The following is a 16,101-nucleotide window of genomic DNA, read 5'->3' as shown; positions in this document are numbered from 1 at the left end:
GATTTGTCATGGGAAGCATTTCCGCTCGGCCAATGAGGAGATAAGGTGCATGCGCTGTTCGGGAGACGGTTGCTCCGGCGCCAATAATTGGAGGATTTCCGGGTCTTCGCCCATGACCTGATCACCCAGCAACCCGTGAGCGTTGGCGTAAAGCCAGATGTCCGCTTCGCTGTCATGCCCGTAGGCAGCCGCGCGTTTGGCTAACCGGTACAGATGGTCCCAGCGTTCGTGCGCGGTCAGGGTTGATTGGTATTGCGGAAAAAATTCGCTCATGTGCTGATAGAGTTCTGACACCATTTTGCTAAAACTGGCGCTTTCCAGAAGCGACCATTGGTGCTCGCTCAGTTGGTACAGCGCCGAGTGGTCCGCAATGGGCGCCTCGCTGTGGCGGATAAAATGATCCCAGCCATCGCCAATCGGGTTGATCACGACCACCCGTTGGCAAGGCCCGAACAGCGTGGCCGTCGATGTTTGTGTATCGCCTAACAGCGCGCGAGCCACTGCTGGATCGGCGATGCGCAATAGCATGTCGGCCCCTGACGGGTGCTTGATGCTTGCCAGCCAACGCAGGTGAGCGACCATTTCCGCCCATGGCGCAACACTGCAGATGAGATAGCCCCAATGCTCCTGAGCGTGGGCCAGAAACTCGACAAGTGCCGGATCACTTGGACTTCTCACCCGCACTAGGCAGGGTGAAACGTCTCGGAGCTGGGCGAAACGGGTTTGCAGGTAAAGGGGCTCTACCTTCACGGTGCAATCCCACGCGAACAGCTTCGGCAGCAAGTTCCCGACCTGTACGGCGTCAAGCAGTAAGCCCACGCTCTGCGTCCAAGGAAGATCATCGGGTATTTTCAGCGGGGTCCGTTTAGTCGTTGTCATGGGTTTGCTCCGTGTTATCCAGTACGCACACCGGGCAGACCAAGGATTTGCTTTTGAGCGCTTTGATCAGCCCCTCAGTGGCCAACGCTACGCCTGCATCCAGAGGCTGGGTGCTGCCAGGCGCTAAAGGCGCCGCAGGTGTTCCCGGCAGCGGCGCTCCTCCCAACACAATCGGCACACTGCAGAAAATGCCCGCCGGGTTGAGCACCAGATGCTGACCATTGATGGAGAGGGTCAGCGTGATGCCGCCATCGATAACGATGTTTGCGCCAGAAAGGTGTACTTCTTGCGCCGCGTCTATGACCAGCGCGCCACCGACCCGGGTGTGGCTGGAGCCGGCCACTTGTAAATGATCCCCCGCTGACAGTTGCACCTTGCGCGCGCCGGTAACTGTGAGGTGTTGCTCGGCCTTGATAACGGTGGTGCTGTTGCCTTTGATCGTCTCCAGCCGCTGACCGCGCACTTCAAGACGGCTGTCGTTCTGGATCAGTTGTTCCATGTCGCGCTGGGCACGCAGGTAGACCCGTTCAGCGCCATCGCGATCTTCAAAAGAGACTTCGTTGAAGCCCTGGCTGGCCTTGGAGCTGCGACTGCGGAACACGCTTTTGGTCTTGTTCGCCGGCAGCTCACACGGCACCGGATTCAGACTGTTCGGCAAACAGCCCATGACAATCGGCCGATCCGCGTCGCCTTCCAAATAAGAAATCAGCACTTCCATGCCGACCCGAGGCAAGGTCACCGCGCCATGACTGTTGCCCGCCCAACTCGACGCCACCCGCACCCAGCAGCTGGTGGTTTCGTCATTCAGCTCGCGGCGGTCCCAGTGAAACTTGACCTTTACCCGGCCGAATTTATCGCAGTGAATTTCTTCGCCTTCCGGGCCGGTAACCTTGGCGGTTTGGGTGCTGTGAATCAGCGGTTTGGGGTGCCTCAAGGCGGGGCGAAACTGGATGGTTTCGGGGATGGCGGTGAAGGAATTCCGATAACCCTGAGCGATTTTCCCGGCGGCGACCGGGGCGTCAGCGCCCAATTCTTCCAATACCTGCGGCTGCCGCCCTTCGTGCTTGATCGAAATCAGCACCCACGGGTTATTCCATTTCAGCTGCGGATGGTCTTCCAGCTGGATCACCGTCCCGCTGCGCAACACCGGGTGATCGCTGCTGCCGTCGGCCAGTTGGAAATCCGTGCGGTGCCGTTCCAGGTCTCGGTTGGATAATCGTCTGCCGTGATCGTCCTCCAGAAAGCGGCCGGGATAGACGTAATGCTCAAGCTTGGGATCGACATGCAGGGCCTCACCCCTTTGGGCTTGCGCTTGCGTCAGCGAAGGTTGTCTCGAACTTTCCAGCAAATAACCGGCTTTCTGGAAATCGTAATCGCGATGCACCACGTGGCTGGTGCGCGCCGCCAGGCGCACGCCGAAGGTATTTATCGAATACTCGTCGGGCACCATGCCGTTCAGCGGCTTGAACGGCAGCGTCCGCCGCGCCGCATGGGGAAACATTATTTCGTCATCGGCGAAAATCAACCGATGGCCGTCAGCCGAATGCTCAAAACGGTAAAACCAGCCGTCTTCTTCACACAGCCGATTGACGAAGTGCAGGTCGCTTTCGTCGTACTGCACGCAATATTCACGGATCGGAGCGCGGGTCACGCCACTGTCGAATTGCACGTCCAGGCCGTCAAACAGGCCGTGTTCTTTGAGCACTTCAAGAATAATTGCGGGCACGCTCATCTGCTGGAACGAGCGGCGGTGGCTGCTGTGTTCCAAGTACGCGAGAGAGGGTTTGAGCACCGCGACGTAGCGGGTCAGCCGGGCATTGGAATCGCTTTTGTGGATGGAGTGAATCTGCCCGTGAATGCCTTCGCCGTTCGGGCCAAAACCGAGAAAAGCCGCCTTGTGCAGCAGGTCCGACAGCTCAATACCAGACGACCGACTGACCAGTTCGACGGTGATGGCGTACGGCGTGCTGACGGCTTCTGCGCCATCAAACGCGAGCACTTGCAAAGAAGGATTTTCAAGACCTTTCACACTAAGCGTGAAGGTTGGGACGGCGGCCTGGGACATTGGCAGATTCTCCGCATCAAAAGATGCGGCAACTCTGCAGGACTGGGCCTTTAACGACTATCGGGCGGAGCTAACATAGGACGTAGGACGCTTCCCATGATTAAGTAATCTGAGACTTACAGCCACTTCCTTACTCTTTACCCTCATACGCCGACACTCGATTTCGACCGCCTTCCTTCGAGACGTACAGCGCCTGGTCGGCCCATTCGATGAGTTGTTTGTACTCCGGAGCCGGCTTGCTCAAGTCGGCGACGCCGAGGCTGATGGTGCAGCGGATCGGTTTTCCGTCATGCACCACTTCCTGCGCTTCCACCGCTTCGCGCAGGCGTTCGGCGAAGACCACGCCCCCCGCCTTTGTCGTGCCTGGCAGCAGCACTGCAAATTCTTCTCCGCCGTAACGGCCGGCGATGTCAACATCGCGGATATGCTCAAGCACGGTTTCAGACACGCACTGGATCACCTTGTCACCCGCTTGGTGGCCGTAGGTGTCGTTAACGCGCTTGAAGTGATCGATGTCGAACATCACCAACGTCATGGGCGTGTCGTAGCGGCAATGGCGGGCGTATTCGAGCTTGAGCGCTTCTTCCCAATGGCCGCGGTTGTACAGGCCGGTGAGTCGGTCGGTGCTGGACAGCAACTGCAGTTGACGGTTGGCGGTTTGCAGTTGGTGAGCATGGGTCGCCACGTCGGTGACGTCGTAGATCACCAGGCAAATGTGGCTGATTTCGCTGTTGGTCGAGCGCAACGGGAACAAGGTGGTGTTCTGGTACATGAAGTCTTCCTGGCCAGTGATTGGCTGGTAACTCTTGAAATGCACCAGGTACGGACGTTGCTCCCAGATGGTGAAGGCCGGTGTGCCGAGGGTTAGCACGCTCTCGATTTTTTTGCGAAACCACGCTTGATTGACCTCGGGAAACAAGTCAAAAAACGATTGATCATGGGCCACGCTCGGCACGACGCCGGAACGGTTTTCCATGAAGGTGTTCCAGACTTGCACTTTAAAGTTTCGGTCAAATACCACCACGCCCACGTCGATGCTTTGAGTGATGGTCAGCAGCCAATGAAGTTCTTTAATGTCGATGCGGTCGTTCATGGTCAGCTCATCACGTAGGCGAGTTTTTTGGTGAGCCGCTCTACCGAGTCTTCGGTGAACAACAGCAAAAGATCAAAATGGATATTGTGGCCTTCAAGGCTGTAACTGATTTCCACCGCCAGGGTTTTCTTCCAGCGCCGCTGATTGGTCCGAATCAGCTCCTCAATGCTCCCCAGCACTTGCGGGTGGCCTTGGGAAAAAACCACGTCAATTTGCTCGGCAATTCCGGTCAAACAGGCACCGATCAAAATCGTCGACAGGTCCAGAAGCATTTCCATGTCGGAATAGTCGGTGGAGTCCTGCTCCATCAACTTGGCCATGTCGGCGAGTTCAGAGCCGTGAAAGATCAACAGCGCCTCACCCGCGATACCGCCACCAATATAGCCCTGACAAACCGCCGTCAGTTGCTCGCCGCTCTGGGCATCGGCCAGCGCCATGTGCAATTCGCCCACTTCCAGCATGTTTACATTGGGCACAGGCAAATGAACGAACACGCCAAGCACCCGCGCCAATAGCGCAGCGGCACGGCCCATGGCGACGTTGATAACTTCGCGAAACGCATCTTGAAAACTGGTGGCAGACTCGACCACGGACTGCGCAACGGCCACGGACCGGTTCGATTCGCCCAATATCCCAAGGTTTTCGAGCAGACTCTTCAGCTCTTCCGGTTCCACCGGCTTTTTTAGAAAAGCCAGTGCCCCCAACTCTAGAACGCGACGCACCGCTTCAGCCTGTACGTCGCCGGAAACGACGATGACCCGGGTTTTCAGCTGTTCTTCACGAATGGTCGCCAGCACCTGATAGCCGTCCATCTCCGGCATGGTCAGGTCGAGCAACACGACCTCCCCCAACCCGCGGCGAATGGCCTCGACCCCTTCTTTACCATTCGTTGCCAAGGTTACCGAGACATTTAAGTCGTCGGGTAACGCTCGCAGTAACTGCTTGCGCGCCATGTTGGAGTCGTCGCATATCAGCAGGGGTATCGTGGGCATCGTGTTCTTTTCTCACTGCGTAAAGAGTTTAAGACCGAAGCCAGTGTGCCAATGCACCTTTAAGGTGCCCAATGTTCGCCCGTCTAGTGACGAGACCTGATGAAACGCACTTAAAAACCCCATATAAACGCGTGTGCCATCATTATGCAATTTCTGTGCAAGCCGCCGGGCCGTTTTAATACCGCGACCCCAGGATGACTCACGACATTTGCATTCACATTGGGATGAATCGACAGAGCGGCTGCAGCAGTGAGCTTGCCCTTCCCTGATCAGCCTCGCAGCCTGTTAAGACGCGTCCTGCGGATCACGAATTGGCCTGTTTGCTAACGCGTATGGATCGGTTAGAGGTCACGACGGCGAGCTAAAAAGCCGCGCCATTGTAACTGAACTGTTACCTGACGAAACGCCTGCTAAACGCGCGTCACTCTTTGCGCACAATCAGGCGTTTGGTTCAGGTTGATTAGGGCCACGCATTTCGTTGGCAACGCAGAATATACACTTTCAACGTTGCGTCGCCGAAGCTCGACGTAATCCCCGCCAACCCTCGTGATCATCTTGCGTGAAGCAACGTGATACAACGTGTATGCGCTAATGAGCCTGGCTGTGCCGCCATACATTTTCCCCACCCTCCACCTCCATGATTCAACGTCTTCATCTTCCATTTATAGGGTCATGCATGCCTGGATTCGATCCACACACCGTCATCTGGATCGCCGCTGCCTTGGCAACCTGTTGCGTGATTTTTCGACCGTTTGGCGTTCCGGAGTGGGTCTGGGCGTTGAGCGCCGCCGCGTTGCTGACCGGCTTCGGGTTGATTCCCTGGCCTTCTGCGTTGGCAGCGATTGCCAAAGGCACTGATGTCTATCTGTTCCTGATCGGCATGATGGTGCTGGCCGAACTGGCACGTCAGGAAGGCCTTTTCGACTGGCTGGCGATGTACGCCGCGCAACATGCACAGGGTTCCGGGCAGCGGTTGTTCGACCTGGTGTTCCTGGTCGGGACGCTGGTCACCATTTTTCTGTCCAACGACGCGACGGCGGTCGTCCTGACCCCGGCGGTGTATGCCGCCGCCAAAGCAGCCAAGGCCGAGCCACTGCCTTATTTGTTCGTCTGCGCTTTTATCGCCAATGCGGCAAGTTTTGTGCTGCCGATATCCAACCCTGCCAACCTGGTGATTTTCGGCAGCCACATGCCGCCGTTGCTGACGTGGTTGTGGCAATTCAGCCTGCCGTCGATGGCCGCTATTGGCCTGACCTACATTGTCTTGCGCCTCACTCAGCGCAAGCACCTGCGTCAAACCTTGGAAACGGTCATCGCCCTCCAACCCCTGTCCAGCGGGGCGCGGCTGACAGCATTTGGCATCATGCTTACGGCCGCGGTGTTGTTGCTGGCATCGGCCTTCGACCTGCAACTGGGGTTGCCGACGTTTTGTGCTGGATTGGCCACCGCCGGTCTGATTCACCTGCGTCAGCGGATGAGCCCGATGCCTGTACTCAAAGGCGTTTCCTGGGGCGTGTTGCCGCTGGTGGGCGGCCTGTTCGTCCTGGTTGAAGGGCTCGCCCAAACCGGGATCATCAATTCGTTGGCGCATACGTTGGCCTCCCTGGCCGAACATTCCAGCAGCCAGGCAACCTGGGGTGCCGGGCTGGTTGTGGCGATTGCCAGCAATGTCATTAATAACCTGCCAGCGGGTTTGATCGCTGGCTCCGTGGGGCATATTGCTCACCTGCCGACGCCTACTACCAGCGCATTGCTGATTGGCGTCGATCTGGGGCCGAACCTGTCGATTACCGGTTCCCTGGCGACGCTGTTGTGGCTGATCGCCGTGCGTCGCGAAGGTGAGCATGTCAGTGCCGTCGACTTCCTGCGGGTCGGGATTCTGGTGATGCCGCCCGCCCTGATCGGTGCACTGGCGGCGTTATCCCTCAACCCGGGTTAGTCGATCATTTGATACAGCGGATGCGGTAAAGCCCGTCTTCTACCTCGACCCCGTGGGTATCGTGGGTAAACCCTGGGAAGTGCCGGTCGTATTCTTCCAGCGCCTTGAGGTAGCCGAGTATCGGGCCGTCTGCTGCACCCGCGCTTTCGCCAGGCATTAACAGCGGAATACCCGGCGGATACGGCACCACCCCGGTGGCCACGGTACGCCCGGCCATCTGCTCCAACGTCAGCACTTCGATGTTGTCGCGGACTAACTGCTCGTACGCGGCCACCGGGCTGAGCCGAGGTTCCGGCAGGGTCGAAAACGCCTGAGACAATGCGTCTGTGGTGCGCAGTTCGGACATTTTTTGGAACATGCTTTCGCACAATGCGCGCAAGCCCATGCCCCGATAGCGTTGCGGATGCGCTGCCAACAACGCGGGTAACACGCTGTCCAGCGGTGCATCGGCATCATAGTCACGCTTGAAATCGAGCAGCGTATTGACCAGCGTGCCCCATTTGCCTTTGGTCACGCCGATGGAAAACAGAAACAGAATCGTGAAATCGGTGGTTTTTTCTACCACTATGCCTTGGCGATCCAGATAAGCGGTGAGCACCACGGCCGGAATGCCCTGTTCGCTCATGCCGCCACCAGGCAAAATTCCCGGCGTAGTGATCGACACTTTGATCGGGTCCAGCATGCAGTAGCCGTCTTCGATATCACCGAAGCCATGCCACGCCGCGTTCGGTTTAAGCACCCAGCACGCCGGTTCAGTCGCCAGCAATTCCTCGTCAGCGGCAAAAAACGGCAGGACCTGAGCGCTTTTCGGGTGGGTCACGGTGTCCGGCTGCCAGACGTTGAAGAACCATTCGCCCTTGGTCTGGAACTCGCTGTTGAGTCGCGCCAGCATTCGCCGAAACGCAATCGCCTCGCGGATCGAATCACCGGTCAGGGCTTTGCCGCTGGGGCCGTCCATCATCGCCGCACTGACGTCGTTGGAGGCGATGATCGCGTAATTGGGCGAGGTCGAAGCATGCATCATGAACGCTTCGTTGAACCGCGCATGCTCAATCGGCCGCCGACCATCGCGGACATGGATCATCGACGCCTGGGACAGCGCCGCCAGCAGTTTATGGGTCGACTGAGTGGCGAACACCGTCGGCCGGTCAGCGCTGTAATCAGCCGGCTCGCCATGCATCGCGAAGCGCTCGCGGTAGAGGGGGTTGAAGCGTGCGTAACCGAACCAGGCTTCGTCGAAATGCAACCGGTCGACGCTCTGACCCAGCAGCGCTTCGACCCGGGTCACGTTGTAGCAAAGGCCGTCGTAGGTCGAGTTAGTAATGATCGCGTGCATCGGCGTCGGGTCCAGCCCTTCGCGCAACAGCGGGTTGCTTGCTATGGCGCTGTGAATCGCTTCCGGGGTCAATCGCTGCGGCGGAATCGGGCCAATCAAGCCGTAATGATTGCGCGACGGAATCAAGTAAGTCGGAATCGCCCCCGACATGGTCATGGCGTGTTCGACTGACTTGTGGCAGTTGCGATCGCACAACGTGACCTGATCCCGGGTCACGCTGGCCATCAAGATCACCCGATTGGAGGTCGAGGAACCGTTGGTGACGTGGTACGTGCGGTGCGCGCCAAAGACCCTGGCGGCATACACCTCGCTGGCTCCGATCGGGCCGGAATGATCCAGCAGCGAACCCAGCTCACCGACGGAAATCGACAGGTCGGAGCGAAACAGGTTTTCGCCAAAAAAATCAAAAAACGCGCGCCCTACCGTGGACTTCAAAAACGCCGTACCCCCGGTGTGTCCCGGCGTGTGCCAGGAATATTCGTACACCTGGGAAAACCGCACCAGCGCGCCAAACATCGGTGGCAACACGGCCTCACGGTAACGCTGAATCGCGGCGACAATACGGCCACTGATAAAGCGTGTGGTGTCTTCCAGCAGCCAAATGAAATCGTCTGACTTCTGCATCGCTTCTAGGGGAACGGTTGCCGCGCTGCTGCGGTCGGCCAAAAGAAAAATCGGCACGCCTTCGCTACGTTCACGCACGGCGTCCAACACCCGGTTGGCGATGGCATGGCTGTCGTCCAGCGCCAACTCCCAATCGAGCAATACGCATTGCAACATCGGGTCCGAATGGATCAGGACGATGGCGTCTTCTGCCGACTGCGCCAACAGGACTTCCACTTGGCGTTCTTCTAACTCTTCGGCAAGCTGCCGGACGGCGCGACCGGCCGAGCTGTTGGCGGCAAGTTCTTCGTGAATAAGCAGGGCTTTCATGCCCAGACGATGGTGCTGATGAAGGGACATGGCGTCCTCCGAACTCATAGGAATGCGGCTCGACGCGCGCTATGACGCGTCGAGTCCCGACTTTCAGGGGGCTGCGGCTGGCGCGGGGGCAACGGCAGGTTGTTGCAGCTCGCCTGGCAAAGGCACCCGACGCTGCAAGTTGAGGTCGTCACGGCTACCGACGGAGACCCAGAACGTACCGATCAACGCGGCAATGACCATGGCCAACGCCATGTAGCGAACCCAAGTGGGCGAAATGCCGCCGGGGTGCAGATGGCCTTCCTCGATTTCACGACGACGGGTAATAGCGCCGGAGTAAAAGACGATGGTCGCAATAACGAAGATCAGTGCCCAGCGGGTTTGAGCGCCGTCGGAACCGACCATCGCCCAGATGCTGTAGACCGCACCGACCAGGCCGATGAAGGTGTACAGCGCATATTGGTTAGGCGGCATGGCTTTGTAGCCCAGCACCTTGATCGAAATACACGAGTAGATGTACGGCAGCAGCGTCATGATCACGGCAATCGACGCGATCTTGCCGAACTGTTCGCTGGCGGTCGGCGACATGGTCACCAACACCTGAACGCTCATGATCGCCGCAACAATCGCCAGCCCTGCGGCCGGAACGCCCTTGGCATTCACCCGGGAAAACACGTTTTGGAAAAGGCCATCATCCGCCGCGGCTTTGGCGGTCTGTCCAACCAGCAACGTCCAGCCCGCCAGCGATCCGAGGCAACCAATGGCGGCGCACAAGGCGACAATATTGGCGGCGGTGTTGCCCAATGCCAGCCGTGCAGCATCGGCAAACGGCGCAGAAGACGAGATCAATTCCTTGTTTGGAATCATGCCCATGATCACCGAGGAACTGAGGATATAGCAGACCGCCGCGATGATCACGCCGCCCACCGTGGCGATGGGCACGTTACGGCGCGGGTTACGCACCACTGCCGCCGAGACCGACGCACTTTCCACGCCAATAAATGCCCACAGGGTGAAGTTCAGGGTCATGCCGACCGCAGAGAAATCACTTTTGCCACTCACGTTCCAGCCGGCCATGTACACATCGCCGCTGAACCAGAACCAGCCAAACAAGGCCATGCCGACAATTGGGAACAAGGCAAAGATAGTGGTAACCGACTGCACCCGACCTACCAGTTTTGGCCCGAGGATGTTGGCGTATGTCAGCAGCCAAATGACAAAAATCTGCGCAATGGCGAATACCAACGGCTCTTTCAGCGATGGAAAGAAGTGCGTCAAGTAACCCAAACCAGCCACCGCCAGGCCAACGTTGCCCAGCACATTGGCCAGCCAATACACCAGATTGGTCTGGTAACCCATGTAGTTGCCGAAGGCTTTGCGGGTGTAGGCATAAGGGCCGCCCGCTGCAGGATCGATGGAAGCCAGTTTGGCAAAGGTCAGCGCAAGGGCGACTGAACCGACGATGGTAATCAGCCAACCGTACAACGCGATGCTGCCGATACCGGCGAGGTTGGCCGGGAGCATGAACACCCCCGAGCCCATCATGTTGCCCGCGACCATCAGAATTGCGGGGGTAAGCCCCATTTTGTTGGAGTCGTCATCTATAGCTGCCATGAACCAGACATCCTTGATAAGGCATAAAGAGGAAATCACTGCGACCCGCTGGCTGTTTCTCTGCCGCCATAGAGGCACATGACAAGAGCAGCCAAGAGCGTAGTCTAGTTTTTGCGCAGCTCTTATAACAACGAACGCTAATGGCCCTACTGCGCTGGATCAACGAAGCCGTCCGTCAGCTTTTCCAGGCGATCAATCCCACCTCCAGCGGCACCGTCAACCCAGTCGAGTCGTCGGCGATGACTCGCGCCGTGTATTCACTCGCGGGCCGGTCGTCAGCTACTTCAACCCGGTAAAGCAATAGCCCATCCGCTTGGGCCGCCAGGTCGACCTTCAAGTCAACGATGGTAGCGTCCGCTGCGCCCACGCCCTCGACGTACAACTGAACGCGAACTTGAGACGGTGAAAGCCCGCCCAGGTCCATGTGTAATGCCACGGCGTAGCGGCCTGCCCGCCGCTGCATGTCCATTTGCAGAAAACGAATGTCGCCCCAGTGGGTGCGCAACTGTTCATGGTCCTGAGCCAGTTGCAGCGCCAGTCGGCTGCCGTCGGCACCCCGCGCGTGGTAAGCGCTAGCGGCGGGTAGGTAATAGTGTTCGGCGTACTCCCGGACCGCCCGGTCGGCTGAAAATTGAGTGACCAGGCTCCCCATGCTGGCGCGCATACGTCGAATCCATTGCCCGGGGATACCGTCGGCGTCACGTTCATAAAACGCAGGCACGACCTCGCTTTCCAACAGCGTGTAGAGCTGATCGGCATCGGCTGCGTCGTACTCAGCGCCATGTTCGGCACCATCCCCAATGCCCCAGCCCACTTCGTCGGTGCAGGCTTCGGCCCACCAACCATCGAGCTGTGACAAGTTCAAGCCGCCGTTGGCCAAGACTTTCATGCCGCTGGTGCCGCTGGCTTCCCACGGCCGACGCGGGGTGTTGACCCACACGTCGACGCCCTGCACCAGATGGCGCGCCACGCGCATGTCGTAGTCTTCAAGGAACGCCACCCGCCCATTGGTTTCCGGGCGACGAATGAACGCGTGCCAATCAAGAATCATTTGCTGCCCGATGCTATCAGCCGGGTGCGCTTTGCCGGCAATAAGCAACTGCACGGGTCGAGTGGGATGGTTGAGAATTCGCAGCAGACGCTCAGGGTCTTGCAGCAATAAATTGGGTCGTTTGTAGGTAGCAAAGCGACGGGCAAAGCCGAGGGTCAATACTTGCGGGTCGAACGCCACCCCGGCCGATTCGATGGCCTTCAGTGATGCGCCATGAACGGCTTCACTGCGCGCAAGATGGGTGCGCACAAATTCAAATAGCAAGGCCCGCGCCTGCTCGCGCAATTGCCACAAGTCCTGATCATCGACCTGCTTTAACAACTCGTTGACCCTTGCTTCGCGGATGCCGCGCCAGGGCAGATCGTCACCGTGCAGCGCTTGCCAATGGGCTTCGGCCTCCAATGAAACCCAGGTCGGCAGGTGTACGCCGTTGGTGACGTGGCCGATGGGCACAGCGTCATTGGGCCAGCGCGGAAACAGCGGCTGAAAAATATGCCGACTGGTCGCTCCGTGCAAACGGCTCACGGCGTTTACCGCTCCGGCACAATGAGTCGCCAGGAACGCCATGTTGAACAGCTCTTCGGAGTCGTCACCGCGTTGCCGGCCCAAGGCCAAAATGCTTTCCAACGACTGGCCCAGCTCATGCTCAACGTAACGTCCGACGTATTTGCTGATCAACGCGGCGGGAAAACGATCAAACCCGGCTTCAACCGGAGTGTGGGTAGTGAACAGGTTGCCGGCGCGGGTTGCGGTCATGGCCACGTCGAAACTGACCTTGTTGGCCTGCATGTAACTGCGCGCCCGTTCAAGCACCGCAAACGCCGCGTGCCCGTCGTTCAGATGAAGCACATCCGGCGTGTAGCCTGCCGATTCCAGCAAACGCCAACCGCCGATGCCCAACACCATCTCCTGACGCAGGCGCATCTCTACATCACCGCCATATAACTCACCCGTCAGCAACCGAAACGGCGGTGGATTCGCCGGGTCGTTGCTGTCCAGCAGCAATAACCGGTTACGCCCGACCGTCGCCTGCCAACCACGCAACCAAACGGTCAATCCTGGCAGCTGAATAGCTAGGCGCAACAGGCTACCGTCGGGACGGAGCAAGGGTTCAATGGGTAATTGCCGGGTGTCGTTGACTGGGTATAACGCCTGTTGGTGCCCGTCGACGCTGATCTCCTGACGGAAATAACCGTGCTGCCAAAGCATCCCGACGGCCACCACCGGAACCCCCAAGTCACTGGCGGCTTTCAGTTGATCCCCCGCGACATTTCCCAGCCCACCGGAATAGATCGGCAGTGCTTCGCTGAGCATGTACTCCATGGAGAAATAGGCCACCTGGTGCAGTGACGCGTCCGCGTGTTCGCGCTCAAACCAGGTTGTCTGGGCCAATACCGCATGGTGCGCCGCGGCGATCTCGGTGACGCGCCCATGAAAATGGATGTCGGCGAGCAAGACGTTGATCTTTTGCTCGGACACCGCGTTAAGCACGAGACAAGGATTGTGGGTGAGTTCCCACAGCTCGTTGTCCAGTCTGCGCCAGATATCGTCGTTCAAATCGGACCAACGAACGGTTTGATCAAACGCCAGTTGGCGCAAGGTTACGATGTTAGATTCAAGCGGCGTGCGACGAGAAGGCATGAGCTGACCCTGATAAGAAATACCACCACTCTCTGTAGGATTTAATGCGTCACGCATCGGTAAAGGTCTGGCCCCTTGGATGCCCTTTGGCCAGCGGTGGGGGGCCGTCGGGTTCGCTGAAGTCGTCTGTCCAGTGCCAGTTGCGGATCTCGGGCATGTCTTCGAAATGCTCACGGATGTAGGTGTGATGCCGACGCAATTGGCCTTCGAAGTAACTCATGGCGTCGAGGCTGTGGGAGCGCAAACGCGGCACGTGGCTCAAGGCGTCGATGGCGAGCTGGTAGCGGCTCATGTCGTTGAGCACCACCATGTCGAACGGCGTGGTGGTGGTGCCTCGATCCGAGAAGCCCCGCACGTGAAAGCGCGCCTCGTTGGCGCGGCCGTGAACCATGGAATGAATCACCCACGTCGAGCCGTGAAACGCAAACATCACCGGGGCCTCGCGGGTGAACAACGCATCGAACGACACGTTGTCCATGCCGTGCGGCCGGGTTTGCGGGCTGCTGAGGATGCCCAGATCCACCACATTGACCAGCCGCACGCGGATCCCCGGCACGTGTTTTTGCAGCAACCAGGCCGCCGCCACCGCTTCGGTAGTGGGCACGTCACCGGCGCAGGCCAGCACCACGTCCGGATCGTCGCCGTCATCGTTGCTGGCGAAGTTCCAAATTGAGGCCCCTTGGGAGCAGTGTTTCAGTGCTGCGTCGAAATCCAGCCATTGGAAATCCGGTTGCTTTCCGCAGGTGACCACGTTCACGTAATTGCGGCTGCGCAGGCAGTGATCGAACACGTTGACCAGACAGTTTGAGTCTGGTGGGTAATACACCCGCACCACGTCCGAACGGCGTTGCAGCACGTTGTCGACGAAGCCGGTGGATTGATGGCTGAAGCCATTGTGGTCGTTACGCCAGGCGTGACTGGTGAGCAATATGTTGAGCGAGGCCAACGGCCGACGCCAAGGGAACTCGCGGCTTTGCTGCAACCACTTGGCGTGTTGGGTAACCATGGAATCAACGACCTGGGCGAACGCCTCATACGTCGACCACATGCCATGGCGCCCGGTGAGCAAATAGCCCTCAAGCCAGCCTTCGCACAAGTGCTCGCTAAGGACTTCCATCACTCGGCCATCAGCCGCTAGGTGATCGTCAATTTCAAGGATCGGTCCAGCAGCCGTGCGGTTGGTGGCCTCGAAGACCGCGTTCAGACGGTTGGAATTGGTTTCATCCGGGCCAAATACCCGGAAATTATGCGGATTAGCGCGAATCACGTCCCGCAGGTATTCACCCAGTTTGCGCGGTGCCTCGGCTATGACTTCCCCCGGCCCGGGGACGTCGAGGCCGTAATCGGCGAAGTTGGGCAAGTCCAGCGCCACCAATACCCGGCCGCCATTGACGTGGGGAACGGCCCCCAAGCGCAGCGCAGACGGTGGGGTCAGGGCGCGCAGTTCGGGCACCAGCGCGCCATTCTCATCGAACAGCGTCTGAGGTGAATAACTGCGCATCCAGCGCTCCAGTTGCGCCAAATGCTCAGGGTTCTGGATGACATTAGCCAGCGGCACTTGGTGCGCGCGAAACGTCCCTTCCACCGGCATGCCGTCGACTACTTTCGGCCCGGTCCAGCCTTTGGGGCTGCGCAAAATGATCATCGGCCAGCGCGAGCGTGTAACCGACCCCTCCTCCCTCGCTCGGTGCTGGATATCCCGAATCCCGGCGTAGCAGGTGTCGAGGGCCGCCGCGAAACGTTGGTGCATGCCGGGCAGGTCATCGCCGGCGACGATGATCGGCTCGTAGCCACGCCCTTGATACAGCGCGATCAGGTCGGCGTCGTCGGTGCGTGCTTCCACCGTGGGGCCGGAAATCTTGTAGCCGTTGAGGTGCAGAATCGGCAGCACCGCACCGTCGTAGACCGGGTTAAGAAACCGAATACTTTTCCAACTGCCTTCCAACGGGCAGGTTTCCGCTTCGCCATCACCGATGACGCAGGCCACCACCACCTGCGGGTTGTCGAACGCGGCGCCGAACGCATGCACCAACGAATAGCCCAGCTCGCCGCCTTCATGCAGGGAGTTGGGCGTGTGCGGACCGCAGTGGCTCGGCACGCCACCGGGGGTGGAGAAACTGCGGAAGAAGCGCAGCATCCCCGATTCATCGGCGGTGATCTCTGGGTGAACGTCGCTGTAAGTGCCTTCCAACCAGGCACACGCATTCAACGTTGGACCGCCGTGACCGGGGCCTGAAATATAGATCATTTGTATATGTTGTTCGCTGATCAGCCGGTTCAAGTGCACATAGATAAAGTTCTGCCCGGCCGAAGTGCCCCAGTGTCCCAATAGCCGAGGCTTAATGTGATCGGCGCTCAACGGTTCACGCAGTAATGGGTTGGCCTTGAGGTAAATCTGGCCGACGCACAGGTAATTGGCGGCGTACCAATAGCGGTTCATCCGCTCCAGCAGTTCAGGCGCCAGCGGGCCATTGTCGACCAAAAGCGGCTCGATAATCGGTGCGCTGGAGGGGTTATCGGCGCTGGACAGCAGTGGGTTGAAGATATACATGGCGACTCCAGTGGAATGG

General features: G+C 58.8%; 9 protein-coding genes. 1 reads left to right on the top strand and 8 read right to left on the bottom strand.

Annotated elements, in window-relative coordinates; all coding sequences use genetic code 11:
- Positions 1-6: 6 nt before the first annotated feature.
- From RHM59_RS03105 to RHM59_RS03090, 4 genes are all read right to left on the bottom strand, one after another.
- Complete coding sequence (locus RHM59_RS03105; RefSeq protein ID WP_322285934.1) at positions 7-879, bottom strand: DUF4123 domain-containing protein; 873 nt, start codon at positions 877-879, stop codon at positions 7-9.
- On the bottom strand, positions 866-2,944 hold the full coding sequence (tssI, locus tag RHM59_RS03100; RefSeq protein ID WP_322285933.1) for a type VI secretion system tip protein TssI/VgrG: 2,079 nt from the start codon (positions 2,942-2,944) through the stop codon (positions 866-868). The genes RHM59_RS03105 and tssI overlap by 14 nt, the downstream gene beginning before the upstream one ends.
- A gap of 130 nt (positions 2,945-3,074) precedes the next feature.
- Positions 3,075-4,037 carry a diguanylate cyclase gene (locus tag RHM59_RS03095; RefSeq protein WP_322164687.1) on the bottom strand — a complete coding sequence of 321 codons (963 nt, stop codon included), beginning with the start codon at positions 4,035-4,037 and terminating at the stop codon, positions 3,075-3,077.
- Between the two features lie 2 nt (positions 4,038-4,039).
- Positions 4,040-5,029, bottom strand: a complete 990-nt coding sequence (locus tag RHM59_RS03090; protein WP_322285932.1) for a response regulator — start codon at positions 5,027-5,029, stop codon at positions 4,040-4,042.
- 676 nt (positions 5,030-5,705) lie between these two features.
- Between RHM59_RS03090 and RHM59_RS03085 the strand changes: the two genes are divergently transcribed.
- Positions 5,706-6,968: an arsenic transporter gene (locus tag RHM59_RS03085; protein ID WP_322285931.1), complete on the top strand. Its 1,263-nt coding sequence runs from the start codon at positions 5,706-5,708 to the stop codon at positions 6,966-6,968.
- A gap of 4 nt (positions 6,969-6,972) precedes the next feature.
- Here the strand turns inward: RHM59_RS03085 and RHM59_RS03080 are convergent, their stop codons facing one another.
- The 4 genes from RHM59_RS03080 to RHM59_RS03065 all read right to left on the bottom strand — a co-directional run bounded on the left by RHM59_RS03080 (position 6,973) and on the right by RHM59_RS03065 (position 16,082).
- Positions 6,973-9,267 carry an Orn/Lys/Arg decarboxylase N-terminal domain-containing protein gene (locus RHM59_RS03080; RefSeq protein ID WP_416195047.1) on the bottom strand — a complete coding sequence of 765 codons (2,295 nt, stop codon included), beginning with the start codon at positions 9,265-9,267 and terminating at the stop codon, positions 6,973-6,975.
- A 63-nt stretch (positions 9,268-9,330) separates the two neighbouring features.
- Positions 9,331-10,839, bottom strand: a complete 1,509-nt coding sequence (gene adiC / locus RHM59_RS03075) for an arginine/agmatine antiporter (RefSeq protein WP_322285930.1) — start codon at positions 10,837-10,839, stop codon at positions 9,331-9,333.
- 175 nt (positions 10,840-11,014) lie between these two features.
- Positions 11,015-13,531, bottom strand: coding sequence for an alpha-glucan family phosphorylase (glgP, locus tag RHM59_RS03070; protein ID WP_322164691.1), 2,517 nt, complete (start codon positions 13,529-13,531; stop codon positions 11,015-11,017).
- 49 nt (positions 13,532-13,580) lie between these two features.
- Positions 13,581-16,082 (bottom strand): phosphoketolase family protein, encoded by a 2,502-nt coding sequence (locus tag RHM59_RS03065; protein WP_322285929.1) that lies wholly within the window; start codon positions 16,080-16,082, stop codon positions 13,581-13,583.
- Positions 16,083-16,101 lie beyond the last annotated feature (19 nt).

Source organism: Pseudomonas sp. MH10 (assembly GCF_034353045.1).
In the GTDB taxonomy this organism is placed as follows: Bacteria; Pseudomonadota; Gammaproteobacteria; order Pseudomonadales; family Pseudomonadaceae; genus Aquipseudomonas.
The sequence above is the reverse complement of the archived record's forward strand: the minus strand, read 5'-3'. Positions and strand labels throughout refer to the sequence as shown.

Excerpts from the sequence above, each read along its gene's own strand:
- glgP (WP_322164691.1), bottom strand. The coding sequence starts at position 13,531 with ATGCCTTCTCGTCGCACGCCGCTTGAATCTAACATCGTAACCTTGCGC.
- RHM59_RS03080 (WP_416195047.1), bottom strand. The coding sequence starts at position 9,267 with ATGTCCCTTCATCAGCACCATCGTCTGGGCATGAAAGCCCTGCTTATT.
- RHM59_RS03105 (WP_322285934.1), bottom strand. The coding sequence starts at position 879 with ATGACAACGACTAAACGGACCCCGCTGAAAATACCCGATGATCTTCCT.
- tssI (WP_322285933.1), bottom strand. The coding sequence starts at position 2,944 with ATGTCCCAGGCCGCCGTCCCAACCTTCACGCTTAGTGTGAAAGGTCTT.
- RHM59_RS03090 (WP_322285932.1), bottom strand. The coding sequence starts at position 5,029 with ATGCCCACGATACCCCTGCTGATATGCGACGACTCCAACATGGCGCGC.
- RHM59_RS03065 (WP_322285929.1), bottom strand. The coding sequence starts at position 16,082 with ATGTATATCTTCAACCCACTGCTGTCCAGCGCCGATAACCCCTCCAGC.
- RHM59_RS03095 (WP_322164687.1), bottom strand. The coding sequence starts at position 4,037 with ATGAACGACCGCATCGACATTAAAGAACTTCATTGGCTGCTGACCATC.
- RHM59_RS03085 (WP_322285931.1), top strand. The coding sequence starts at position 5,706 with ATGCCTGGATTCGATCCACACACCGTCATCTGGATCGCCGCTGCCTTG.
- adiC (WP_322285930.1), bottom strand. The coding sequence starts at position 10,839 with ATGGCAGCTATAGATGACGACTCCAACAAAATGGGGCTTACCCCCGCA.